The sequence below is a fragment of the Streptomyces sp. NPDC050759 genome (genome assembly GCF_044456945.1).
Taxonomy (GTDB): Bacteria; Actinomycetota; Actinomycetes; order Streptomycetales; family Streptomycetaceae; genus Streptomyces.
Window position 1 is genome coordinate 1214793 of sequence record NZ_JBITGI010000001.1, and the last position, 23468, is coordinate 1238260.

Genomic DNA, 23468 nt, shown 5'->3' on the forward strand with positions numbered 1-23468 from the left:
AAGCGAGCCCTTCATTATTGACCTGCGCCGCTTGGCCGTCCTCCGCGAGCTACAGCGCCGGGGCAGCCTGGCGAGGACGGCTGAGGCCCTGCACCTCACTCCGTCCGCTGTCTCCCAGCAGCTCGCGACGCTGGCCCGCGAGGTGGGCGTGCCACTGACGGAGAAGGACGGGCGGGGCGTACGGCTGACCGGTCAGGCCCGCGTCCTGCTGGCGCACGCCGACCTCGTCGCGGCCCAACTGGAGCGGGCGCGGGCCGACTTGGCGGCGTACGGCGAGGGCGGCCGGGGTGCGGTCACCATCGGCTGCCTGTCGAGCGGGATCCTCGGTCTGCTGCCCGACGTACTGCGCGGGCTGGACGAGCGGCTGCCGCGGGTCCGCGTCGACGTGGTCGAATCGACGCCGCCGGATCTGTTCACCGCGCTCGACGGCGGCCAGATCGACGTGGCGGTGGCGGTGGACTTCGCGTTGACGCCGCCGGACACCGACGCCCGCTACAGCAGGGTGGACCTCCTGACGGACGTCATGGACATCGCCGTACCGGCCGGCCATCGGCTGGCGGACGGCGGCCGGATCCGGCTGCGGGAACTGGCGGCCGACCCGTGGATCCTGGGTGACGCCCGCAGCTGCGTCGGGGCGGTGGCCCGGGCGCTGTGCGCGGCGGCCGGCTTCACTCCGGACATCCGGCACGCGGTCGACGACTGGGCCGCGGTGGCGGCGCTGGTGGAGGCGGGCCAAGGCGTGGCCCTGATCCCCCGTCTGGTCCGCCCGGTGTACAGCCACCGTCGGCTGTCCCTCCTGACGACCGAGGGCGAGGCCCCGTCCCGGCACGTCTTCGCGGCGGTACGGACGGGGGCGGAGGGCGACCCGGTGGTGGCGACGGTCCTGGACCAACTACGGCTTTCCGCCGCCGAGTCGACCGGCTCAAGCGAGGACGCGGGCCCACACGGTCTTGCCGAACTCCCGGTGCCGGACCTCCCAGGTGTCGGCGAGGGCCTCCACGAGGAGCAGGCCGCGACCTGAAGTGGCTTCCGGGTCATAGGGCTTGAGCACGGGGAGGTGGGGCGAACCGTCGCCGACCTCGATCTCGATGGTCTTCTGGTCGTCATGGGTGAGGGTCACGTCGAAGGTGCGGCCGGGGATCCGTGCATGCCGTACGGCGTTCGCCGCCAGCTCGGACAGGATCAGTACTGCCGTCTCGCTCACGTCCGCCGGCACCGCCCAGGCGGCGAGGACCAGTCGGGCGCCCAGCCGGACCTCGGGGATGTTCTCGACGACCGGCATGAAGGAGCGACGCCAGGAGTTACTTTCCGTGTTCACCCTACGACTGTCGGTCCTGCTCGCTACCTTCGACAGTGACTGAGCGTCGACGGTCCGCGGTGTCGAGCGGGGTTGGGGGCGCGTTGATCCGGGTTGAGTCGCGTTGAGTTGAGGGGGCCGACCGCGATGGGCCAGACCAATAAGAACTCGTCCTCACCGGCCGCGCAGTACTTCGCGGAGGTGCTGCGGCTGTTGCGGACGGCGAAGGGGCTCTCGCAGAACGAGTTGGGTGAGTTGATGGCGTACTCGGGGGCGGCGGTGAGCGCGGTGGAGACATGCGCGAAGCCCGCGACCGATGAGTTCATCGAGGGGGCGGAGAAGGCGTTGGATGCCGGGGGGCTTGTTTCGGCGGCTGCCAAGTTCCTGCGGCTGGAGAGGTACCCCGAGTACTTCCAGGGGTTCGTGCAGTTGGAGCAGGAAGCGCTGAGCGTCTCTTCGTACAGCACGCAGCTGATTCACGGCCTGCTCCAGACGGAGGCGTACGCACGCGCCTTGTTCCGCTGTGACTTCCCACCGCTGGACGAGGACGAGATCGATCAGCTGGCGCTGGCACGGCTCGAACGCCGGGCGCTCTTCGACCGCAAGCCCGTCTGCGTGATCAACGTGATCTTCGAAGAGGAAGCACTGCGCAGGCGGGTCGGCGGCGCAGAGGTCATGCGGAGCCAGTACGAACACCTGCGGGCGTGCGCCGAGCGCCCCAACGTCGTCCTCCAGGTGATGCCCTCGCGGCTCGGCGTGCACGCGGGCCTGCGAGGTCCCATGACAGTGATCGAGACCCCGGAGCAGACCTCCCTCGTGTACACGGAAGCCCTGGGCAAGAGCCTGCTGGTGTCCAAGCCCGCCGAGGTGGGCGTCCTCAGCCGCCGCTATGCGATGATCAGAAGTCAGGCCCTCCGACCGGAGGAATCCGTAAAGCTGATCGAGCAGTTGGCGGGTGAGCTATGAGTGAGCTGACGTGGATCAAGAGCAGCTACAGCGATTCCGGCGGCGGCGAATGCGTCGAGGTCGCCACCACCTCCGCCATCCACATCCGCGACTCCAAGACCCCCGACGCCGGCCACCTCACCGTCTCCCCCGCCACCTGGGCGTCCTTCCTCACGCACCTCACCCGGTGACCAACAACTCAACGGTGTCCCGAACTCCCCCTGGTGGGAATGACTCCGCTGCTTTCGAGGGCCTCCCGAGCCTCCTCCAGCGATTTGGTGATCGCCACCACGGCGCTCCGGTAGGCGTAGCCGTATTCGGTGACCGACAGCGACTCGCAGCCGGCCGGCCGGGTCTCCGGCGGGGTCGTCGGCGACCAGTCCGGCATGTAGAGCGCGTCGATGCCCTTCATGCAGGCGCGGATCGCCTCGGTGTCGGCCGGCGGCGCGGTGGTGGCCGCCGAGGAGGAAGTTGTGGCACTGTCCGCCGGGCTGCCGGAGTCCCCTGATCCGTCCGAACAGGCGGCAAGCGTCAACAGCAGGGCTGCCGTGGAAATGAGCGCTGTCGTGGTCCGCATGACCCTTGCCCCCAGGTGATGTTGAAGACTCACATAGTGGCAGACATGAGCAGGTGGCGCACTGGTGTGCGATGGGGACGGCGTCGTTCCACACGCACGCCTCTGACACGGCGAGGCCATACAGCGGTCACGGCCCGTTCCAGAGCGCGAATTTCGCCACTCTCGCCTCCAACCGCCCCCGACACCCAGGCCATTCCTCCGCCGTGATCGAGAAGATCGCCGAGTCACGGAGCCGGCCGTCCTCCCCCGGCGCCCACGACCGTGACCAGTTGCGCAGGACACCCTCGAAGCGGGCGCCCACGCTTTCGATCGCCGCCCGGGAGCGCTCGTTGCGGGCGTCCGTCTTGAGGTCGACGCGGGAGACGCCCCACTCCTCGAAGGCGTTCCGGAAGAGCAGGAGTTTCGCTTCGGCGTTCACTCCCGTGCCCTGGGCCGAGCCCGCAAGCCACGTGAACCCGACCTCCACCGCGTCGAGTTGGTCGTCCGACCGCCAGCACCGCGGCTCCCAGTACGCCGTCGCGCCCACCGCCCGCCCCGAGGCCATCGACACCTGCGCGTACGGCGCGAGCCGTCCCGTCGCCGCCCGGGCGAGCTGTGCGTCGATGTAGTCGCCGACCTCGTCGGCCCTCGGCACCCAGGTGAACGCGTACGTCCGCCGCTGCTCCTCCGCCGCCACCGCCAGATCGGCCGCGTGCCGGTGCGCCAGTGGCTCCAGACGTACGAGCCCGCCCTCCAGGACGGGGCACTCCAGCCGGACATCCACGTCACGCACCGCCTTCGCGAAGAACCGTCGTCACGTCGTCGGAGGAGACGGTCTGCTCGCCCTTCGGCGGACTGACCCGCACGGGGGCGCCGAGGTCGCGGAAGCTCATGGAGAAGGACCGGCCTCCCTCGACCTCGTACTCGGCGAGCCGTACCCGGGGACCGCCCCGCGTCGGCAGGTAGACGCGGATGGTCACCGGTCCGTCGCTGCGGGACAGCGGGCGCAGGCGTTCACCGCCGCGCACGGTCACCGGAGCGGAGGTCACGTCGTCGGCGCCCGTCGCCGCCCCCGCGAGCAGCAGTCCCGTCCGGCACACCGGGGCGATGCCCTCCGTCTCCGGTACGTCGCCGGGCAGGGCCGTGACCATGTACGCGCCCCGCAGCAGCTTGACCGCGGCCCACTGCTCGTCCTCCGCCGGGTCGGCGACCGGGTCGAGGGGGGCCATCTCCGTGTCCCCGGACAGCCTGCTCACGGCCTTGGGCAGCGCGCTGTCGTCCCAGCGCGTCCACACCTGTTCACCGACGAGGAGGCTCTCCGCGCCTCCCACCGTTCCCTCGCACGCGCCCCGGCCGTCGAGGCGGGCGTCGAACGCGGTCTTCGTCCCGTCGGGGCCGCGGAACTCCCCCACCATCCGGAACGACTTCGCCTCCCGCAGCGGCCGGAGCGCGTCCCGGAACTCCCGCGCCTCGCCGCTGTCGCCGCAGGCTGTGCAGGATGTCAGCGCCATCGCCGCCAGCAGCGTCGCCGTACGCACCCCTCCGCCTCGGGTTCTGTGCACCCGCGCCCCCCATCGCCCGTAGTCCGTCAACGTCGGTCGGCGAACCCCGCCCTGAGATCCGCGAAAGCCTCGTGAAAGCCCGGGAAAGTCTTCCGCACGCACCCCGGGTCGTCGAACGAAATACCCGGCACCCTGAGCCCGGTGACCGCGAAGGACATGACGATGCGGTGGTCGCCGTACGTCGTGATGCGCGTGTCGGCCGAAGGAGTGAGCCCCGGGTGGATCTCGATCCAGTCCGGGCCCGTCGCCACCCGCACGCCCAGCCGCCGCAGGTTCTCCGCGCAGGCCTCCAGGCGGTCGCACTCCTTCACCCGGGTGTTCGCCACGTCCTCGATGCGGACGGGGGCGGAGGCGAAGGGGGCGATCGCCGCGAGTGTCGGCATCGTGTCCGAGATGTCCCGCATGGTGACCGTCAGGCCGCGCAGTTCGCCGGTGCCGCGGACCGTGGTGGCGTCGGGGCGGACGGACACCTCGGCGCCCATCCGGCGCAGTACGTCCACGAAGCCGAGGTCGCCCTGGAGCGCGCCCGTGCCCAGGCCCGGGACGGTCACCTCGGCGCCCGGGGTCACCGCCGCCGCCGCGAAGAAGTAGCTCGCCGTGGACGCGTCGGGCTCGATCGCGTAGGTCGTGGCGCGGTAGCCGCCCGGCGGGACCACGAAGACGTCGCCCTCCCTCGCCACCTCCACCCCGAACGCCCGCATCATCGCGAGGGTGATCTCGACGTACGGCGCCGACACCAGGTCCGTGACGCGGATGCGCAGGCCCCGGCGGGTCAGGGGGCCCAGCAGCAGGAGTGCGGTGAGGTACTGGGAGGACTGCCCCGCGTCCAGCGTCACCTCGCCGCCCTCCACGCCCGCCGCCCGCACCGTCAGCGGGTGATGGCCCTCCGCCTCCTCGTGCCGCAGGTCCACGCCCAGGTCGCGCAGCGCACGCGACAGGGGCAGCAGGGGGCGCCTGCGCATCTGGGGCGAGGCGTCGAAGCGGTACGTGCCGTGGCCGGCCGCGGCCAGGGTGGGCAGGAAGCGGGCGGTCGTCGCGCCGTCACGGCAGTACACGTCCGCCTCGGCGACCGCCGGTCCCTGCGGGCGGCCGTCCACCTGCCACGCGTCCGGTGTACGGCCCACCCGGTAGCCCAGCCGTACCAGGCCCTCGGCGAAGCCCTCGGTGTCGTCCGAGCGGAGGGGGCGTACGAGGGTGGTGACTCCGTCGGCCGCGGCGGCCAGGAAGAGGGCGCGGGCCGTGATGGACTTGGAGCCGGGGAGGGAGAGGTTCTGCGGGGCGGGCGTGTCGGCGGGCATGCCCCTCATGATCGCCCACGACCCCCTCCGACGCCGGGACGTCCACGGGGTGGACCGCGTTCAGTGGCGACGCCCGGGGCGTGACCCCCGCCTCCACCGGTCGTCCGGCAGCGGCGCCTTGCGGTCCGTCTGGACCTGGAGCTCGTAGTACGAGTCGGCCGCCGTTGCGTGCCACATCTCGTCGTGCGCCGCCATCGCCCCGCGCAGGGCCCCGCCCGCCGTCCCGCGGCGGCGGACGTGGCGGGCCAGCAGGGCGAAGAGGGCCAGGGTCACGGCAAGACCGGCGAGGATGGTCAGGAGCGGCAGCAACTGGCTCATGCACCGACTCTACGCCGGGGCGCGGTCGGCCCGAATATGGCGGCTCATCCGTCCCGTTGGCCCCCGCCGCACCAACTTGGGGAAATCAGGCCGCAGCCGGGAACCCCGCCCCGCCGCCGCTCGTCCAATGCGCAAGCTGCCGGAGAGTCACCGTGGTGCGGCGTCGGCCTCGCTGCTGGCTGCGAACGCTGACCAACCCTCTCCTCCGTACTGCGGCCGGCAGCACGCCGTCATCGGCGCGCCCCCCTCCAACTGCGCCGATGGCGGCCCCTTTCTGGTTGCTGCGCGCTCCCTTGACTGGCAGAAACTTCCCGGATATTGGTGACCCCACGAAAGTTTCCTTCAGCGGATCACCTCCGGAAGGAGCGCACGTGCCCTCCAGACGTACCGTCCTCGCCGCCACAGCAGGCGTCGCCGCCTCACTCGCCGTCAGCGGGACCGCACACGCGGACGACAAGAAGCACGACAAGCAACTCCGTTCGCTCATCTCCCGTATGACACTCGAGGAGAAGGTCGGCCAGCTCTTCGTGATGCGGGTCTACGGCCACTCCGCCACCGCCCCCGACCAGGCCGACATCGACGCCAACCTCAAGGAGATCGGCGTCCGTACGGCCGCCGAGATGATCGCCAGGTACCGGGTGGGCGGGATCATCTACTTCACCTGGGCGCACAACACCCGTGATCCGCACCAGATCGCCGACCTGTCCAACGGCATCCAGAAGGCGTCACTGCAGCAGCCGCGCGGACTGCCCGTCCTCATCTCCACGGACCAGGAGCACGGCATCGTCTGCCGGGTCGGCGAGCCCGCCACCCTCTTCCCGGGCGCCATGGCGATCGGCGCCGACGGTTCACGGAAGGACGCCCGCACCCTCGGCCGGATCGCGGGGCAGGAACTGCGAGCCATCGGCATCCGGCAGAACTACTCCCCCGTCGCCGACGTCAACGTCAACCCGGCCAACCCCGTCATCGGCGTCCGTTCCTTCGGCGCTGACCCCCAAAAAGTCGCCGGTCTCGTCGCCGCCGAGGTCGCCGGATACCAGGGCGCCAGGGTCGCCGCGACCGCCAAGCACTTCCCGGGGCACGGGGACACCGCCGTCGACAGCCACTACGGCTTCCCGGTCATCACCCACAGCCGGGAACTGTGGGAGAAGCTGGACGCCGTTCCCTTCCGGGCCGCGATCCGCGCCGGCATCGACTCGATCATGACCGCGCACATCCAGTTCCCGGCCCTCGACGCCTCCGGTGACCCGGCCACCCTCTCCCACCCGATCCTCACCGGCATCCTGCGCGGCGAACTCGGCTACGACGGGGTCGTGGTGACGGACTCCCTCGGCATGGAGGGCGTCCGCACGAAGTACGGCGACGACCGTGTCCCCGTCCTCGCCCTCAAGGCCGGTGTCGACCAGCTCCTCAACCCGCCGTCCCTGGACGTGGCGTGGCACGCCGTCCTGAAGGCCGTACGGGACGGCGAGCTCACCGAGGCGCGGCTGGACGAGTCGATCCTGCGGATCCTGCGGCTCAAGGCCCGGCTGCGCCTCTTCGAGGAGCCGTACGTCAGCCACGGCGGCGTCACCCGGACCGTCGGCGCCCCCGCCCACCTCGCCGCGGCCGACCGGATCGCCGAGCGGACGACGACCCTGCTGGTCAACGAGCAGCGACTGCTGCCCCTGGACCGCCGCACCCACCGCAAGCTGCTGGTGGTGGGCGCCGACCCCGCCTCTCCCTCGGGAACGACGGGCCCGCCGACCGGTGTCCTCGCCGCCGCCCTCACCGAACTGGGCTTCACGGCCACCGCCCTGCCGACCGGTACGGCCCCCTCGGCGGCCACCGTCGCCCAGGCCGTCGCCGCCGCACAGGATGCGGACGCGGTGATCGTGGGGACGTACAACATCACGGCCGCCCAGAAGACACTCGTCGAGCGGCTCGTGGCGACCGGGAGGCCGGTGGTGGCCGTCGCGATCCGCAACCCCTACGACGTGGCCCAACTTCCCTCTGTCCCGGCGTACTTGGCGTCCTACTCCTGGACCGATGTCGAACTGCGGGCGGCGGCACGGGTGATCGCCGGACAGGCGGCCCCGCGCGGGAGGCTGCCGGTGCCGGTGCAGCGGGCGGACGATCCGGCGAAGGTGCTGTACCCGGTCGGGTACGGGCTGTCGTACGACCGATAGCGCGCGGGACGTAGTTCGCGTACGACTCGCAACTCGTACATCACCCCCGAAAGGCGCAAAGGACCCCACACGTCTGGCGTGACCCCGCCGCGACGGTCACGCTGGGCGGTGGGGGTAGTGCGGGGGGATGGCGATGCGCGAGAGGTTGTCCACGGGGGCGGTGTACGTACTGCTGGCGCTGCTCGCCGCCCTGCTGACGGGGTGCACGCAGCCGGCGGCGGGCGGGGAGAGCGACGAGGGGACCGGCGCCACGGCCCCGGTCTCGCCGTCCGCGACCCGGGCCTCCGGTTTCGGCGCGGTGTTCCTCGCGGTCGACGAGTGCAGCTCCTTCGGCAAGGCCAGTTTCACCGAGGTGCCCTGCACCAGTGAGCGGGCGGCGGCGCGGGTCGTGGCCCGGCACGACGGCACCCCGGCAGGCGGGCCGCCGTGCCCGGCGACCACCGACTTCGTGCTGCACATCAGCGAGCAGAGCCAGATCTCCGACGAGGACGGCGACGGGGCGGTGCCGCAGGGATACGCCTGCATGCGCAACCTGCAACCGCCGCACCCCGGTGACCCCGGCGGCGGGGGCGGACCGCGGACCATCGTCGGCGACTGCGTGTACGGCTCGGGCAGCGGGCAGGTCAGGGAGACCGCGTGTGACGGCAAGGGCGCGAGGAAACCGCAGTACAAGGTGGTGAAGGCGGCCGCCGAGCGCAGCCGGTGCCCGCTGTCGACAGCCCTGTACGTCCAGCTCGGCGGCGCTCAGCCGGTGGGCTGCGCCCGGCCGTTGTGATCCCGGCCGGGCGCGGCGAGCGGACTACGGACGCAGGGCGGGCTCGCGCTCCACGTCACGGACATCCAGCTTCTTGTCGAACTTCGCGAGCGGCTTCGCCTCGGCCACGGCCGTGGCCGGGACGCCCGCCCAGGCGAGGATCCTGGCCGTGGCGAACGCCTTCTGGTCGGCGACCAGACCGGCGACGTTCGCCCCGTGGTTCATACCGGGCGCGGTGAACACGTACGCGTCCTTCGCCCCTTTGTCGACGCGGAACCGCTCCCCGCCCCACGGGTCGTTCTGACCGTAGACGTAGAGCATGTGACGGGCGTTGTTCCGCACCCAGGTGTCCACGTCCCGCATCGCGTACGGCTGGAACGTCGTCGGGATGTCCCGCGGGACGAAGGTGCGCGGCGGCTGGTAGCCGTAGCGGACGTACTTCTTCTCGATGTGCGGGAAGTGGATCGTCGGGGCGCCGAGCTGGGTGGCCGCCTGGTAGTAGTACGGCGTGTACGGCTCCAGACCCTGGTCGGTGTAGAAGGAGAACCCGGAGACGGTGTCGATCGAGTTCCAGATCTGGTCGTCGGTCGCGGTCTTCGCGTTCGGCGGGATCAGCTCGTCGTCAGCGCAGTTGGCCAGCAGGTTGTACTGCCAGAATCCCCAGACGTAGTCGAGTACGACGGCCTCGTAGGCCTTGTCGAGGCTGCCGACGGTGGTGAAGGTGAAGCCCTCCGCCGCCGCGTACTGGGCGTACTTCTTCTCCAGCGGCTCGCGCCGCACCAGGGCCTCGCGCTGCACCGCGTTCAGCCGGTCGCGGCACTCCTGGGTGCCGACCTTCTCGAAGAAGCGGTCGTACGCCGAGTCCTCGTCGTTCACCACGTCGTTGGGGGCGACGTACGCGACGACCCCGTCCATGTCGCGCGGGTAGAAGCGCTCGTAGTAGGTGGCGGTCATGCCGCCCTTGGAGCCGCCCGTGGAGATCCAGTTCTTCGAGTAGATCTTCTTCAGCGCCTTGAAGATGCGGTGCTGGTCGCTGGCCGCCTGCCAGATGTCCAGCTTCGTCCAGTCGGCCGGGTCGGGCCGGGAGGGCGTGAAGAAGCGGTACTCCATGGAGACCTGGTTGCCGTCCACGATCTGGGTCGGCTCACTGCGGCGGGGCGTCGTGGAGACGCTGTAGCCGCCGGTGTAGAAGACCGTCGGGCGCGAGACGTCCTTGTGCAGGACGGTGATCCGCTGCTGGAACGTGCCCTTGGACGGGTGCCGGTGGTCGACCGGCTGGGTGTAGTTCAGGACGAAGAAGCGGTAGCCGGTGTACGGCTTCTCCTCGACCAGGCTCATCCCCGGGACGGCGAGGAGCTGATCCTTGATGTCGGTGGCGGCACTGGTGCCGTCGGCCTCCGGCTCGGCGGCGGTGGCCGCCCCTGCCGTACTGACCGTGCCGATGAGCACGGCCAGCGTGAGGAGCCATCTGAGCGCCTTGCGCATGCACCCTCCCCTGTGAGTACAGATGTGCGCCGGACGCTAGCGGGGCAAGTCCGGTCAACACCAGGGGAGGTGACGCCTTGTGGGGAAAACCCTGTGAGAAAGCTGTGCCTCAGAGCCGGATCCAGCCGTCCGAATCGTACGTGCCCCGGCCGACCTGGCCCTTCACCCACACCTTTCGCTGCCCGGCGTGCACGGTGACGGGTCCGGCCCGGTACTTGTACCGGCCCGCGTCCTCGACCGGCCGCAACCCGTACGCCCGCAGGCTCACCTTCATGTACTGCCGGACCCCGGGGCGCCTGGGAAGGGTGACCGCGCACACGTAGCCGCGCCGCTTGTACACCTCCACGGTGCCGGTGGAGAACGGGAACGATCTCACCTTGCGTCCCTCGCAGGACGAGGCCGCGGCCTGTGCCTGTCCCGGCACGGCGACCCCGAGCATCCCGGCCGCCACCGTCACGGCCAGTCCCATCGCCAGCCGCCGCATCGCTCCACTTTTCACTGCCGTCCCTCCCGCAGCTCTTGGGCGTACAGGTGTACGGACGCAGAGCGTATGTCGGACGGTTGCACGACCGTCAGCCGGACACCTCGACCGGCTCCCCCACGAACGTCCGCCACAACTCGGCGTACCGCCCTTCCCGCGCGAGCAGCTCGTCGTGGGTGCCGTCCTCGACCACGCGGCCGTGGGCCATGACCACGACCCGGTCCGCGCGAGCCGCCGTGGTCAGGCGGTGGGCCACAACGAGGGTCGTACGGCGGCCCGCGAGACGGTCGGTGGCCTGGTTGACCAGGGCCTCGGTGGCGAGGTCCAGGGCCGCCGTGGCCTCGTCGAGGAGCAGGATGTCCGGGTCGACCAGCTCGGCGCGGGCCAGCGCGATCAGCTGGCGCTGGCCGGCGGAGAGGTTGCGCCCGCGTTCGGCGACCTCGTGGAGGTAGCCGCCCTCCAGCGTGGCGATCATCTCGTGGGCGCCGACCGCGCGGGCCGCCGCCTCGACCTCGGCGTCGGTGGCGTCCGGGCGGCCGTAGGCGATGGCGTCGCGGATCGTGCCCTGGAAGAGGTAGGCCTCCTGGGGGACCACGCCGAGACGGTGGCGGTAGGAGGTCAGGTCCAGGGCGCGCAGGTCGGTGCCGTCGACCGTGACCCGGCCACCTGTCGGGTCGTAGAACCGGGCCACCAGTTTGACCACGGTGGACTTGCCCGCGCCCGTCTCGCCGACGAACGCGACCGTCTGACCGGCGGGGATCTTCAGGTCGATGCCGCCGAGGGCCTCCTCGTCGTCCCCGTACGCGAAGTGCACGTCCTCGAAGGCGACGTCGCCGCGCAGGGAGAGGACCTCCAGGGGCTCCTCGGCCGCCTTCGTGGACGTCGGTTCCTGGAGCAGCTCCTGGATGCGGCCCAGGGAGACGGTCGCCTGCTGGTAGCCGTCGAAGACCTGGGAAAGCTGCTGGACCGGGGCGAAGAACAGGTCGATGTAGAGGAGGTAGGCGACCAGGGCGCCGGTCGTGAGGGTCGCCGCGTCCACCCGGCCCGCGCCCGCGATCAGCACGGCCGCGGCGGCCACCGAGGACAGCAGCTGGACGAAGGGGAAGTAGATCGAGATCAGCCACTGGCCCCGGATGCGGGCGGTGCGGTAACTGTCACTGCGCTCGGCGAACCGCGCCCCGCCGTCCCGCTCCCGGCCGAACGCCTGCACGATCCGCAGCCCGGACACCGACTCCTGGAGGTCGGCGTTGACCAGCGAGACGCGTTCACGGGCGAGTTCGTACGCCTTCACGCTCGCCTTGCGGAAGAAGTACGTGGCGACGATCAGCGGCGGGAGCGTCGCGAAGACGACCAGCGCCAGCTGGACGTCGAGCACCAGCAGGGCGCCCATGATGCCGAAGAAGGTGACGACCGAGACGAACGCGGTGACCAGGCCGGTCTGCAGGAAGGTGGAGAGGGCGTCGACGTCCGTCGTCATCCTCGTCATGATCCGGCCCGTCAACTCCCGCTCGTAGTAGTCGAGTCCGAGCCGCTGGAGCTGGGCGAAGATCTTCAGACGCAGGGAGTACAGGACCCGCTCGCCGGTGCGTCCGGTCATCCGGGTCTCGCCGATCTGGGCCGCCCACTGGACGAGGACCGAGAGCAGGGCCAGCACGGTCGCCGTCCAGATCGCGCCCATGGCCATCCGCGTGACACCGTCGTCGATGCCGTGCCGGATCATCACCGGGAGCAGCAGGCCCATGCCGGCGTCCACGGCGACCAGGCCCAGGCTGATCAGCAGCGGGCGGCCGAAGCCCCGCAGCAGCCGTCGTAGCCCGTACGACTCCTCGGGCGTGACCGCGCGTGCCTCGTCGATTGCGGGGGTGTCCGTCGCCGGGGGCAACGCGTCGACCTCGGCGAGGAGTTCGGGGGTGGCCGGGGTGCCGGCGAGGGCCAGATCCTTGCGCTCACGGTCGCCGGTCCACAGGCGGGGGGTGACGCCGCGCTCGGCGTCGAACTCGGCGTCCAGCTCGTCGCGTACGGAGGTGTCCTCGTCCACGGCTTGTACGGCGGCCGGGTGGGCGTGGCCCGGGGAGGTGCCGCCGAGGCCGTCGGGGTCGGTGAGCAGGCGGCGGTAGAGGGGCGACCGGTGCTGGAGCTCCTCGTGGGTGCCGAGGTCGGCGAGGCGGCCGTTCTCCAGGACGGCGATGCGGTCGGCGAGGTTCAGGGTGGAGCGGCGGTGGGCGATCAACAGGGTCGTTCGGCCCTCCATGACCTGCTTGAGGGCCTCGTGGATCTCGTGCTCGACCTGCGCGTCCACGGCGGAGGTGGCGTCGTCCAGGACGAGCAGGCGCGGGTCGGTGAGGATCGCCCGGGCGAGCGCGACGCGCTGACGCTGGCCGCCGGAGAGGGTGAGGCCGTGCTCGCCGACCTTGGTGTCGTAGCCCTCGGGGAGCTCGGCGATGAAACGGTCCGCCTGGGCGGCGCGGGCGGCCTTCTCGACCTCCTCCTGGGTCGCGTCGGGACGGCCGTACGCGATGTTGTTGCGGACCGTGTCCGAGAACAGGAACGAGTCCTCGGGGACCAGGCCGATCGCGGCCCGCAGGGAGTCCAGGGTCAGCTCGCGGACGTCGTGGCCGCCGATGAGGACGGCGCCGTGGGTGACGTCGTAGAAGCGCGGCAGGAGCAGGGAGACGGTGGACTTGCCCGAGCCGGAGGAGCCGACGACCGCGAGGGTCTCGCCGGCGCGGATCTCGAAGCTGAGCCCGTCGAGGACGGGGCGCTCATGGTCGTAGCCGAAGGACACGTCGTCGAACTCGACGGTGGCCGGGGCGTCGGCGGGGAGTTCCTTGCTGCCGTCCTTCAGATACGGCTCGGTGTCGATCAGCTCCAGGACGCGCTCGGTGCCGGCGCGGGCCTGCTGGCCGACCGTGAGGACCATGGCGAGCATGCGGACCGGGCCGACGAGCTGGGCGAGGTAGGTGGAGAAGGCGACGAAGGTGCCGAGCGTGATGTGACCGCGGACCGCGAGCCAGCCGCCGAGGGCCAGCATCGCGACCTGGCCGAGGGCGGGGACGGCCTGGAGGGCCGGGGTGTACTTCGAGTTGAAGCGGATCGTGCGCAGGCGGCCCGCGTAGAGGCGGCGGCCGACCTCCCTGAGCTTCCCGGTCTCCTGGTCCTCCTGGCCGAAGCCCTTGACCACGCGTACGCCGCTGACGGCGCCGTCGACCACGCCCGCGACGGCGGCGGCCTGGGCCTGGGCGTACCAGGTGGCGGGGTGCAGCTTGGAGCGGGAGCGCTTCGCGATCCACCAGATCGCCGGGGCGACGGCCAGGGCGACCAGGGTGAGCGGGATCGACAGCCAGGCCATCACGACCAGGGAGATCAGGAAGAGGGCGAAGTTGCCGATCGTCATCGGCAGCATGAAGAGCAGGCCCTGGATCAGCTGGAGGTCGCTGGTGGCCCGGCCGACGACCTGGCCCGTGGACAGCTCGTCCTGGCGGCGGCCGTCGAGGCGGGTGATCGTGCCGAACATCTCCGTGCGCAGGTCGTGCTGGACGTCGAGGGCGAGGCGGCCGCCGTAGTAGCGGCGGATGTAGGTGAGGACGTAGACGAGGACCGCCGCGGCGATCAGGGCGCCGGCCCAGGGGGCCATGTCCCTGCTGTGGTCGCCGATGACGTCGTCGATGATCACCTTGGTGATCAGGGGGACGATCGCCATGACGGCCATGCCGCCGAGGGACGAGACCAGAGCGAGGACGACGTCCTTGGGGTAACGCCAGGCGTACCCGGCCAGTCGTCGTGCCCATCCCCGTTGCGGTTCCACGCGGTGCCCTCCGGTGTGTCCCTCGACCTGATCCACTCGACCTGATCTACCGGAAGGCACCAACGCGAAACCAAGCGGATTTCATCCCTCCGCAACAGTCCCGAGGATCAGAGCCGCACCCTGAGGTAGTAGAACCGGGTCGTCTGCACCGCGTTCTGGTTGTCGTCGCTGACCAGCAGGACCTTGAGGCGGCCCTTGCTCGCGCCCGTGACGGCCATGCCCTCGATATTGTCGAGGAGCGGGTTCGGCTGGGGCTGCTTGGCCGTCGCACCCAGGGTCGGACAGCTCGCGATGTCCGTGAGCAGGGTCTTCTTGATCAGGCGCACGTCGGACTGGCCCGTGAGGTTCTCGACGCCGCTCGTGTCCGTCGCGTGGCGGGGGTCTGCCAGGTACAGGCGGACCGTGTTGCCGACGCCGGAGGTGAAGCCGCGCTCCAGGACGAGGAGGCGACCGTCGGGGAGGGCCTGGACCTCGGGGACGCCGAGGAAGGCGGCGTCGGTGCGGTAGGCGTACTGGACTCCGGGCTTCCAGCCCTTTCCGTGCCGCTGCCAGGTCTGGAAGCGGACGAGGCCGGCCGTGTCGCCGGAGAGCGCGTACTCCATGGCGGCGAGCAGGGTGCGGCCGCCGTTCATGAGGGTCAGACCCTCGAAGGTCTGGTTCGACGTGGCGCGGCCCGCCGGGGCCACCTGGAGGGAGGCCGGCACGGGCAGGCGGTCGAGGATCGTGCCGTCCTTCGCGTAACGGCGGATCGACGGCTCGGTCTCCGACGTGATCAGCCGGGTGCCGTCCCGGTCGATCACCAGGCCCTCGGAGTCCAGCGCGGCGCCCTTCTCGTCGACGAGCGGGACGACCGCCTTCGGCGCGAGGGTCCTCGCGTCCAGGGCGAACAGCGAGGAGCGGTCCGAGAGGGCGGCGAGCGAGCCGTCCCCGTCCACCGCGAGCGCGGAGAGGTTGCCGACGAAGGTGCCGTCGTACGTCGTCTTGTCGAGCGCGTCGGAGAAGCGGTCGAGGGAGACGGACGGGGAGCAGGCGTGGCTCACCGGCGCGGCGGCCTGCGCCGGGCCTGTGGCCGCGAGGCAGGTCGCCGCCGCCAGGGCCGCGGTGGTGGTGGCGAGTACGGTTCTCAGCTGCATGGGCGTCACCGTAGGGCGGGTCGGTGACGTCCGGGAGTCCGGCAGGCGTCAGCTCGCCGCCAGGTCACGGTGGATGACCTTCGCGACGCCCTGGATCGTCGTGATGCCGTAGTTCATGGTGCTGTTGCCGTGGGTGAGCACCGTGATCATGTAGTCGTGGCCGCCACCCTTGAAGGTGCCGACGCTGTGCACCCGCCAGCCGTGCGTGGAGCGCTGCAGCCAGCCGTTCTTGACGTGCCAGGAGATGCCCGATCCGGCGCCGTACGGTGTGCCCCAGCGTTGCGACGAGATGACCTGGCCCATCAACTTCAGGATGTAGGCACGGGCGTTGTCGCTCAGGACCGTGTTGCTCGCGGTGACCAGCTTGAGCAGCTTCTGCTCGTCGGTGACGGTGATCTGGGTCAGACCCCAGTAGCCGTTCGCCCCGGGCTTGGTCTGGGTCATGCCGGCCGCGGTGAGGAAGCCTTTGATCTTCGTCAGGCCGAGCTGCCGCCACAGCTTGCTGGTCGCGTCGTTGTCCGACTTGGTGATCATGGCCTTGGCGAGGGTGCTCTCACGGTCGGTCAGATACCTGTTGTGCTTCTTCGCGTCCCACAACAGCGTGGCGAGGACGGTCACCTTGACGACGCTCGCCGAGTCGTAGGCGGTGGAGGAGCGCAGGGTGCAGGTGGTCTTGGTCGTACGGTCGTAGAGGCCCACGGCGATCGTGCCGGAGCGGTGGGAGAGGGCGGACGTGATGTCCCGCTTGAGTTTGTCGGCGAGGCCCGCCTTGGCGGACGTGCAGCTGACGGCCGGTGCGGTCGCGGCGGCGGCCGGCGTGGCGGCGGCGACGCACGCGGCCAGCGCGCCCGTCGCGATCCATTTCGCGTGTCTTGCTATCCCCCGAGTCATGCCCTGTTGACTCTCGGGTCCGGGTGAAGGGTTGTACGCATGGGGAATGGTTGTGCGAGTCGTTACCCAGCCCGTGACGTTTTCACAGGATGGCGCCAGCTACGTCACAGCCCTCACCCAACCGCCCTTCGCACGATGCCCGGGTGACATCTGCCACCGATCCCCACCCCCACGCCGAGACCGTGTCCGCCGACTGGCCACCGCCGGCCCCACCCGCGGCATCCCCGGACAGGGCCCCGCGCTGGTCGCTGCCCGCGCTGCTCGCGATCCTCGCCCTGGCGGCCGTCCTGTACGCCTGGAACCTGTCCGGATCGAGCCTCAACAGCTTCTACAGCTCAGCCGTCTATAGCGGTACGCAGAGCTGGAAAGCCTGGTTCTTCGGGTCGCTCGACGCGGGGAACTTCCTCACCGTCGACAAGCCGCCGTTCGCGCTGATGGTCATGGGCCTTTCGTGCCGCGTCTTCGGCTTCGGCACCTGGCAGATGATGCTGCCCGAGGTCGCGGCCGCCCTCGGCACGATCTGGATCCTGCACACCTCTGTGAAGCGGGTGTTCGGGCACGCGGCGGCCGCGATCGCCGCGCTCGTCCTCGCGCTGACCCCGATCACCGTCGCGATCAACCGGGACAACAACCCCGACACCCTCCTCGTCCTGCTGATGGCCGGCGGCGCGGCTCTCGCGCTGCGCGCGGTGCGCACCGACAGGCTGCTGCCGCTCATCGGCTCCGCGGTCCTGTTCGGACTCGCCTTCAACACCAAGATGCTCCAGGGCTACATCGCCCTGCCCGCCGTCTTCGCGGTGTACGTGTACGCCTCGCGACTCGGCTGGCGGAGGAAGGCCGTCAACCTGGCCCTCGCGGCTGTGGCGTTGGCGGTCTCCAGCTTCTGGTGGGCGACGGCGGTCTCGCTCGTGCCCGCCGACGACCGGCCGTACATCGGCGGTTCGACCGACGGCTCCGCCTGGAACCTGATCATGGGCTACAACGGCCTGGGCCGGGTCCTCGGCGGCGAGGGCAACGGCGGGGGCGGCGGGGGCGGCGGGGGCGGCACCTTCGCCGGCACCGCGGGCCTCGGCCGGATGTTCAACGACATCCTCGGCGGCCAGATCTCCTGGCTGATCCCCTTCGCGTTCCTCGCGCTCGTCGCCGGTCTGGTGCTGTGCGGCCGGGCCCCGCGCACCGACACCACCCGCGCCGCGCTCGTCCTGTGGGGCGGCTGGCTGGTGCTGCACTACCTGACCTTCGCGATGGCGGAGGGCACCATGCATCCGTACTACACGACCGCGCTCGCCCCGGGCATCGCGGCGCTGACCGGCGCGGGCGGCGTCATGCTGTGGCGCGCCTTCCGCGCCGGTGACGCCCGCTGGTCCTGGGCGCTGCCGGCCGGGCTCGCGGTCACCGGAATCTGGGCGATCGTGCTGCTGCGCCGGGCCACCGGCTGGAACACCTGGCTGTGGCCGGTCGTCGGCGTGGTCATGGTCCTGGCGATCGTGGGCCTGTTCGTCTTCCGTACGGCGGGCTCGGGGACGCGGCACCGGCTGCTCGGGGTGTCCGTCGCGGCGGCGATCGTGGCGGCCCTCGCGGGCCCGACGGCGTACGCCGCCTCGCCGGCCTTCTCCACCACCGCCGGCGGCATGGGCGGCACCAACCCGACGGCGGGTCCGTCGACCGGGGGCGGCATGGGCGGTCCCGGGGGCGGGGGTGGCCGGGGCTTCGGCGGCGACGGGGGTGGCCCCGGTGGTCAGATGCCGGGCGGCACCCAGCAGGGCAGCGGCCAGGCCGGTGGGGAGCTCCCCGGCGGCAGCGGGGGCGGCATGCAGCCCGGTGGCGGCGCCGGTGAGCTCCCGCAGGGCGGCGCGAACGGGGAGTTCCCGGGCGGTGGCACGGCTCCCGGCGGCACCGGTACCGCGGGAGACCGCCCCGGCGGCGGGGGCGGCATGGGCGGCAGCGTCGACAGCGAGCTGGTCTCGTACCTGGAGAAGCACCAGGACGGCGCCAAGTGGCTGCTCGCGGTGTCCAATTCGCAGAGTGCCGGCCAGCTGATCCTCAGCACGCACAAGCCTGTCATCTCCATGTGGGGTTTCACCGGCACCGACAAGGCGATGACCCTCGCCAGGCTCAAGGAGCTGGTGAAGAAGGGCGAGTTGCACTACATCCAGCTCGGCGGCGGCGGTATGGGCGGCAACAGCAGCCTGAGCCGGGAGATCACCAGCTGGGTGCAGAAGAACGGCACGGCGGTGAAGGAGAGCGACTACAGCACGAGCAAGAGCTCGACGTCGGAGTCCTCCTCCTCGACCAGTACCTCGACGGTCTACCGCCTGGACCCGTCGGACGTCAGCTGACCAAGTCCCGGTAGAGCGGCCCCCGGTCACGCGTCGGGGGCCGCTCGGCGTGTCAACTCGCGTAGACACGGCCTGATTTGCCGTTTCAGGTCACCTGATGGACACGCGCCATCCATTTACAAGGCAGCATGCTCATGCCACGCTCCCATCTGCCGCCTCCATTCAACCCGCGTAGATGGGACCCCCCTATGCTGGCGACACGCATCCGCAGCTGGAAGTCGGTGGCGCTCACCACCGCCGCCGTGCTGGTCGGGCTCGCCGCCCCGGTCGTGACCACGACCCCGGCCGCCGCCACGACGACCGCGTACGACTCGACGTACTACAAGAACGCGGTCGGCAAGACGGGCACGACCCTGAAGTCCTCCCTGCACACGATCATCAGCGCCAACGTCTCGAAGATCTCGTACTCCGCGGTCTGGGACGCGCTCAAGGTCACCGACCAGGACCCGAACAACAGCAGCAACGTGATCCTGCTGTACAGCGGTGTCTCCCGCAGCAAGTCCCTCAACGGCGGTGACGTCGGCGACTGGAACCGCGAGCACGTGTGGGCCAAGTCCCACGGTGACTTCGGCGAGGTGACCGGGCCCGGCACCGACCTGCACCACTTGCGCCCCGCGGACGTCCAGGTCAACAGCATCCGCGGCAACCTCGACTTCGACAACGGCGGCAGCGCCGTCACCAACGGCGGCGGCAGCACCGTCGACTCCGACTCCTTCGCGCCGCGCGCCGCGGACCGGGGCGACGTGGCCCGCATGATCCTCTACATGGCCGTGCGCTACGACGGCGGCGACGGCTTCGCCGACCTGGAGCCCAACGAGAAGGTCGGCAACGGCTCCAAGCCCTACATCGGCAAGCTGTCCGTCCTCAAGGCCTGGAACGAGGCGGACCCGCCGAGCGCCTTCGAGGAGAAGCGCAACCAGGTCATCTACGACACCTACCAGCACAACCGCAACCCGTTCATCGACCACCCGGAGTGGGTCGAGGCGATCTGGTAGGCAGCGCTGCGACTGAACTCCCCTAGTCACGAGGGGAGTTCAGTCCGGCTCGACGTGCACCACCACGGCCCGCGCCTCCCCGTGCGTCCCTCTGTTCCCGGAGATCCATTCTGCGCCCTGTGGGTGAGGTGAGGGGATGCGGGCCCGTTCACGGGGGGACCCGGCCGGGCCGGTCGCCCCGGCCGTCGCGCACCCGGGCGGGTAGCGTTCCAGGGCGGCCGGCTTGGACTGGCGGCCTGCGAAGACGTGCGCTAAACGACGGCCGAGGGTGCGCCGACCCCCTTCCCTCGCAGCGCCACCACGCTGAGCAGGCAGCAGGCAAGTGCTGCGATCCCGCACACCACGTATCCGATCGCATAGCCGTTGCCGAGGGCTTCCAGCGCGATCGGCACCGCGCCTCCCGGTGGCGACGACGGCGGTACGGAGTTGGAGGCGAGGGGGCCGCCCTCGGCCGCGACCTGGCCTGCGGCCGCCTTGACCTGCGCGGACAGGTTGGAGGAGCCGAGCTTCTGCGTGAACTCGTTCGCGGCGTGGCTCAGCGCGATCGCGCCGATCACCGCCGGACCCAGGGTGAACCCGAAGTCGCGCAGCAGGCTCGTCGAAGCGCTGGCCATGCCCGCGTAGTGGACCTCCACCGTGTTGACGGCCGTCGACGTGATCGAGGAGACCGTGAGCGCGAAGCCGATGCCGACCAGGCTGATCGGGACGATCAGCGAGGTCAGCGCGCGATCGTTGACCGACAGCGTCGCGGCCATGAAGTCCCCGCCCGCCATCAGCGCCAGACCCGCCCCCAGTACCCAGCGCGGGCTGACCTTCTCCAGTAGCCGCGAGATCAGCGGCATCAGCAGCAGGGTCCACGAGTTGAGCAGGATGAAGGCGAACGAGCCACGCAAGGGGCTCTGGTGCTGGATGGGGCCCAGGCGGATGCTCGTCGTGTACGCCGTGCCCAGGTAGCTGAACATGCCGACCACCGCGACGAACGACGCGACCGCGAACGCCCGGTTCTTGAACAGGTCCAGTCTCAACAGCGGAGAGTCCGCGCGGAGTTCGGCCACTATGAACAGGACGATGAACAAACCGGCCACCACGTACGCGATCATCACCGGCCGCGCCGTCCAGCCGTCCGCCGGGCCCTGGATCACCGCGTACAGCAGGGCGAACATGCCGATGCCGATCGTGATCTGGCCCGCCAGGTCCAGTGAACGGCCTTCCGGGGCACTGGAGTTGTGCGCCAGCAGCTGGCTCAGCACCGTGCTGATCACCGCCAGGCCGGTCACGACGATGAACGCCCAGCGCCAGGAGCCGTAGTTGCCCGTGATGCCACCCAGCACCGGAGCGACGAAGCCACCGCTCGACAGAGCGGCCGCCCAGATCGTGATCGTGCGGGCGCGGTCCCTCGCCGAGTGCGTTCCCGCGGCGATCATCGCCAGCGAGGTCGGGAACAGTGCCGCCGCACCCAGACCGGCGATGGCCTGACCGACCCAGAGCATGTGGATGCCGGTCGCCGAGGCGGCCAGCGCCTCGCCGGCCACGATCAGCGCACCGCCCCCGACCAGCAGGCGCTTGCGGCCGAAGAGGTCGCCGAGGACTCCGAAGGTCAGCTCCAGAACGGAGACGGGGAGCAGGAAGGCGTCCGAGATCCAGGTGAGCTGGGAGCCGACGGGGTGCAGGTCCTCCTGGAAGAGGCCGTTCAACGTCGCCGGCATGGCCAGCGCGATCTGTGCCAGGCAGACCGCGAAGCAGCCGGCGATGAGGGTGCCGACGGGGAGGCCGCCGGAGGGGCGGGCGTCGGTGGAATCGGGGAGTGAACGCGTTTCGGTGGGCACTAGGGGCTCTCCTTTGAGCGGCGGCTGAGCATCGCGCCGAGAACGCGCTGAATGTAGGGCAGTTTTCAGACGGCGGTCAATGGATTGCCCAGTAATAGTCCGCAGGCCTCTCCGCTGTGGGTGCTGAGGGCCGTCACTCGCCTGCCGCGGTCACCTTGATCTGGTCCAGCGCGCTCGCGGCCTCCTGGCGAGCCGGGGCGTCGTAGCGTTGCGCGAGCTCGTGGAAGCGTTCCTCCGCGCGGGCCGCCGGCCAGCCCTCGGGCAGATGCTCGGCGGGCAGATGCGGGTCCTGGCGGACCTGGCCCAGCCAGTCGGTGTGCAGGAGCAGCTGTCGTACGAGGGGGTCCGCGTCCGCGGGCTCCTGGGCGGCGCCGCTCCAGCGGACCAGGAACGCCTCGTACCCCTTGGCGATGGACTCCACGTCGAACGCCGTATGCAGGATGGTGCGGGCGTCGGTGGGGGCGGCCGCCGTGGAGCCCTGGAAGACCCGGAGGTAGGAGTCGAGGCCCAGGCCTGCCACCACTTCGGGGACGTCCACCGTGCCCGGTGCCACCCACAGTCCGTTCTGCAGGGGGCCGAAGCCGTTCCACACCAGTCGGGAGCGCAGGTCGTGGCGTTCGCTGCGCCAGGCCTCCGGGAGGGAGAAGCCGACGAGGGTCCAGGTGCCGTCCCAGTCACGGTTGACGGCACCGGTGTGCCAGATGCGGTCGTGGCCGTCCTGGAGGACGCCGACGGCCCTGGGAGTCGGGCCGAAGTACGTCTTGCGGCCGCGCCGGTGGCGTTCGAGCAGGCCGCGTTTGACCATCCGGGTGAGCGTGGACCGTACGGCATCCTCGGTGATCCCGGCCTGGCCGAACACGTCGATCAGGCTGCCGGCGGCCAGGGCGACGTCACGGCCGAGGGCGTGGATGCCGAAGAAGCTCAGCATCAACGACTGCGGCCGGGGTGCGCTGCCTGCCTGTTCGGGCTGATCGAAGCTGGTCACGGCGCAAGGGTAGAACCAGTTCCCGCTGCCGGGCAGGTAGGGGGTGGGGGTGGACCGGCGCCGTCAGGACGGCTTCGCCGCCGTCACCGCCGTCGCGGTGACCATGTTGTCTCACTCCGCGAACACGCTGTCCTCCAGGGCGACTTGGTGCCGTCGGGGTCGCAGAACAGCGGCGACCGGTTGCCCCAGGGCATCGTGGTGGGCTCGTTGACGAAGTCGGGCGGCTCCCGGTCCGGACCGCCGCGGCCGTCACCTCCGCGCCGAACGCCAGAACCCGCCCAGGTCCCCCGGATGCAGTGGCATGGGCGCCCCCGTCGTACTGCCACTCCCGCAGCACGCCCACGGCCTCGCTCAACCCGTCGACACCCGGCTTGCCGAACACCAATGCCATACCGCCGATCACACACCACCGCGCCGACAGTCCGCACGCGGCTCCCGGCACGCACCGCCGGGCGGGACCCCGTTCCGCTCGCCGCCGCGCAGCAGGCATGCCCGGACGCCGTCCAGGTCGTCCCGGGAGACCGCGGTCATCGGGGTCGACAGGGAGCTGTGCGCATCGAACTTGTCCGCGACTCCGGCCTTCCGGTCAGGGGCCGCGGCCGCTGTCCGCCGACGGCCGTGGGACCCGCC

20 protein-coding genes are annotated in these 23468 nt (G+C 70.8%); 7 read left to right on the forward strand and 13 right to left on the reverse strand.

What is annotated here, in order from left to right:
- Positions 1-31: 31 nt before the first annotated feature.
- Positions 32-1021 (forward strand): LysR substrate-binding domain-containing protein, encoded by a 990-nt coding sequence (locus ACIBJB_RS05380; RefSeq protein ID WP_398926679.1) that lies wholly within the window; start codon positions 32-34, stop codon positions 1019-1021.
- On the opposite strand, the gene ACIBJB_RS05385 is transcribed toward ACIBJB_RS05380, so the two are convergent.
- The gene (locus tag ACIBJB_RS05385; RefSeq protein ID WP_398926680.1) at positions 923-1318 is read right to left on the reverse strand and encodes an ATP-binding protein; all 396 of its coding nucleotides are present in this window, start codon (positions 1316-1318) and stop codon (positions 923-925) included. The two genes, ACIBJB_RS05380 and ACIBJB_RS05385, sit on opposite strands and share 99 nt — an antisense overlap.
- A 126-nt stretch (positions 1319-1444) precedes the next feature.
- On the opposite strand from ACIBJB_RS05385, the gene ACIBJB_RS05390 reads away from it, so the two are divergent.
- Both ACIBJB_RS05390 and ACIBJB_RS05395 read left to right on the forward strand, forming a co-directional pair.
- Positions 1445-2263 (forward strand): Scr1 family TA system antitoxin-like transcriptional regulator, encoded by an 819-nt coding sequence (locus ACIBJB_RS05390; protein WP_398926682.1) that lies wholly within the window; start codon positions 1445-1447, stop codon positions 2261-2263.
- Positions 2260-2433, forward strand: coding sequence for a DUF397 domain-containing protein (locus ACIBJB_RS05395; RefSeq protein ID WP_398926684.1), 174 nt, complete (start codon positions 2260-2262; stop codon positions 2431-2433). The genes ACIBJB_RS05390 and ACIBJB_RS05395 overlap by 4 nt, the downstream gene beginning before the upstream one ends.
- Positions 2434-2441: 8 nt before the next feature.
- Here ACIBJB_RS05395 and ACIBJB_RS05400 read toward each other — a convergent pair whose 3' ends face one another.
- From ACIBJB_RS05400 to ACIBJB_RS05420, 5 genes are all read right to left on the reverse strand, one after another.
- On the reverse strand, positions 2442-2819 hold the full coding sequence (locus ACIBJB_RS05400; protein ID WP_398926686.1) for a hypothetical protein: 378 nt from the start codon (positions 2817-2819) through the stop codon (positions 2442-2444).
- Positions 2820-2946: 127 nt separating this feature from the next.
- Positions 2947-3582 carry a GNAT family N-acetyltransferase gene (locus ACIBJB_RS05405; protein WP_398926860.1) on the reverse strand — a complete coding sequence of 212 codons (636 nt, stop codon included), beginning with the start codon at positions 3580-3582 and terminating at the stop codon, positions 2947-2949.
- Between the two features lies 1 nt (position 3583).
- The gene (locus tag ACIBJB_RS05410) at positions 3584-4336 is read right to left on the reverse strand and encodes a hypothetical protein (protein WP_398926688.1); all 753 of its coding nucleotides are present in this window, start codon (positions 4334-4336) and stop codon (positions 3584-3586) included.
- A gap of 50 nt (positions 4337-4386) precedes the next feature.
- Entirely contained in the window at positions 4387-5658 is a 1272-nt protein-coding gene (aroA, locus tag ACIBJB_RS05415) for a 3-phosphoshikimate 1-carboxyvinyltransferase (RefSeq protein ID WP_398926691.1), read from the reverse strand.
- 60 nt (positions 5659-5718) lie between these two features.
- On the reverse strand, positions 5719-5976 hold the full coding sequence (locus ACIBJB_RS05420) for a hypothetical protein (RefSeq protein ID WP_398926693.1): 258 nt from the start codon (positions 5974-5976) through the stop codon (positions 5719-5721).
- Between the two features lie 371 nt (positions 5977-6347).
- Between ACIBJB_RS05420 and ACIBJB_RS05425 the strand changes: the two genes are divergently transcribed.
- On the forward strand, positions 6348-8144 hold the full coding sequence (locus ACIBJB_RS05425; protein ID WP_398926695.1) for a glycoside hydrolase family 3 protein: 1797 nt from the start codon (positions 6348-6350) through the stop codon (positions 8142-8144).
- Positions 8145-8277: 133 nt separating this feature from the next.
- Positions 8278-8919, forward strand: a complete 642-nt coding sequence (locus ACIBJB_RS05430; protein WP_398926697.1) for a hypothetical protein — start codon at positions 8278-8280, stop codon at positions 8917-8919.
- Between the two features lie 24 nt (positions 8920-8943).
- Here the strand turns inward: ACIBJB_RS05430 and ACIBJB_RS05435 are convergent, their stop codons facing one another.
- From ACIBJB_RS05435 to ACIBJB_RS05455, 5 genes are all read right to left on the reverse strand, one after another.
- Complete coding sequence (locus tag ACIBJB_RS05435; RefSeq protein WP_398926699.1) at positions 8944-10383, reverse strand: S28 family serine protease; 1440 nt, start codon at positions 10381-10383, stop codon at positions 8944-8946.
- Positions 10384-10492: 109 nt separating this feature from the next.
- Complete coding sequence (locus ACIBJB_RS05440; protein WP_398926862.1) at positions 10493-10852, reverse strand: hypothetical protein; 360 nt, start codon at positions 10850-10852, stop codon at positions 10493-10495.
- A 103-nt stretch (positions 10853-10955) separates the two neighbouring features.
- Positions 10956-14669 (reverse strand): ABC transporter ATP-binding protein, encoded by a 3714-nt coding sequence (locus ACIBJB_RS05445; protein WP_398926701.1) that lies wholly within the window; start codon positions 14667-14669, stop codon positions 10956-10958.
- 107 nt (positions 14670-14776) lie between these two features.
- Positions 14777-15802 carry an esterase-like activity of phytase family protein gene (locus ACIBJB_RS05450; RefSeq protein WP_398926703.1) on the reverse strand — a complete coding sequence of 342 codons (1026 nt, stop codon included), beginning with the start codon at positions 15800-15802 and terminating at the stop codon, positions 14777-14779.
- Positions 15803-15850: 48 nt separating this feature from the next.
- Positions 15851-16693, reverse strand: a complete 843-nt coding sequence (locus tag ACIBJB_RS05455) for a serine hydrolase (RefSeq protein WP_398926705.1) — start codon at positions 16691-16693, stop codon at positions 15851-15853.
- A 143-nt stretch (positions 16694-16836) separates the two neighbouring features.
- Here ACIBJB_RS05455 and ACIBJB_RS05460 point away from each other — a divergent pair, with 143 nt between their 5' ends.
- Both ACIBJB_RS05460 and ACIBJB_RS05465 read left to right on the forward strand, forming a co-directional pair.
- Positions 16837-19032, forward strand: a complete 2196-nt coding sequence (locus ACIBJB_RS05460; protein ID WP_398926707.1) for a glycosyltransferase family 39 protein — start codon at positions 16837-16839, stop codon at positions 19030-19032.
- Between the two features lie 188 nt (positions 19033-19220).
- Positions 19221-20027 carry an endonuclease I family protein gene (locus ACIBJB_RS05465; protein ID WP_398926709.1) on the forward strand — a complete coding sequence of 269 codons (807 nt, stop codon included), beginning with the start codon at positions 19221-19223 and terminating at the stop codon, positions 20025-20027.
- A gap of 251 nt (positions 20028-20278) precedes the next feature.
- On the opposite strand, the gene ACIBJB_RS05470 is transcribed toward ACIBJB_RS05465, so the two are convergent.
- On the reverse strand, positions 20279-21853 hold the full coding sequence (locus ACIBJB_RS05470) for an MFS transporter (protein WP_398926711.1): 1575 nt from the start codon (positions 21851-21853) through the stop codon (positions 20279-20281).
- Positions 21854-21986: 133 nt separating this feature from the next.
- A complete protein-coding gene (locus tag ACIBJB_RS05475; protein WP_398926713.1) occupies positions 21987-22838 on the reverse strand; it encodes a PaaX family transcriptional regulator C-terminal domain-containing protein in 852 nt (283 codons plus the stop codon).
- Positions 22839-23468: the final 630 nt, after the last annotated feature.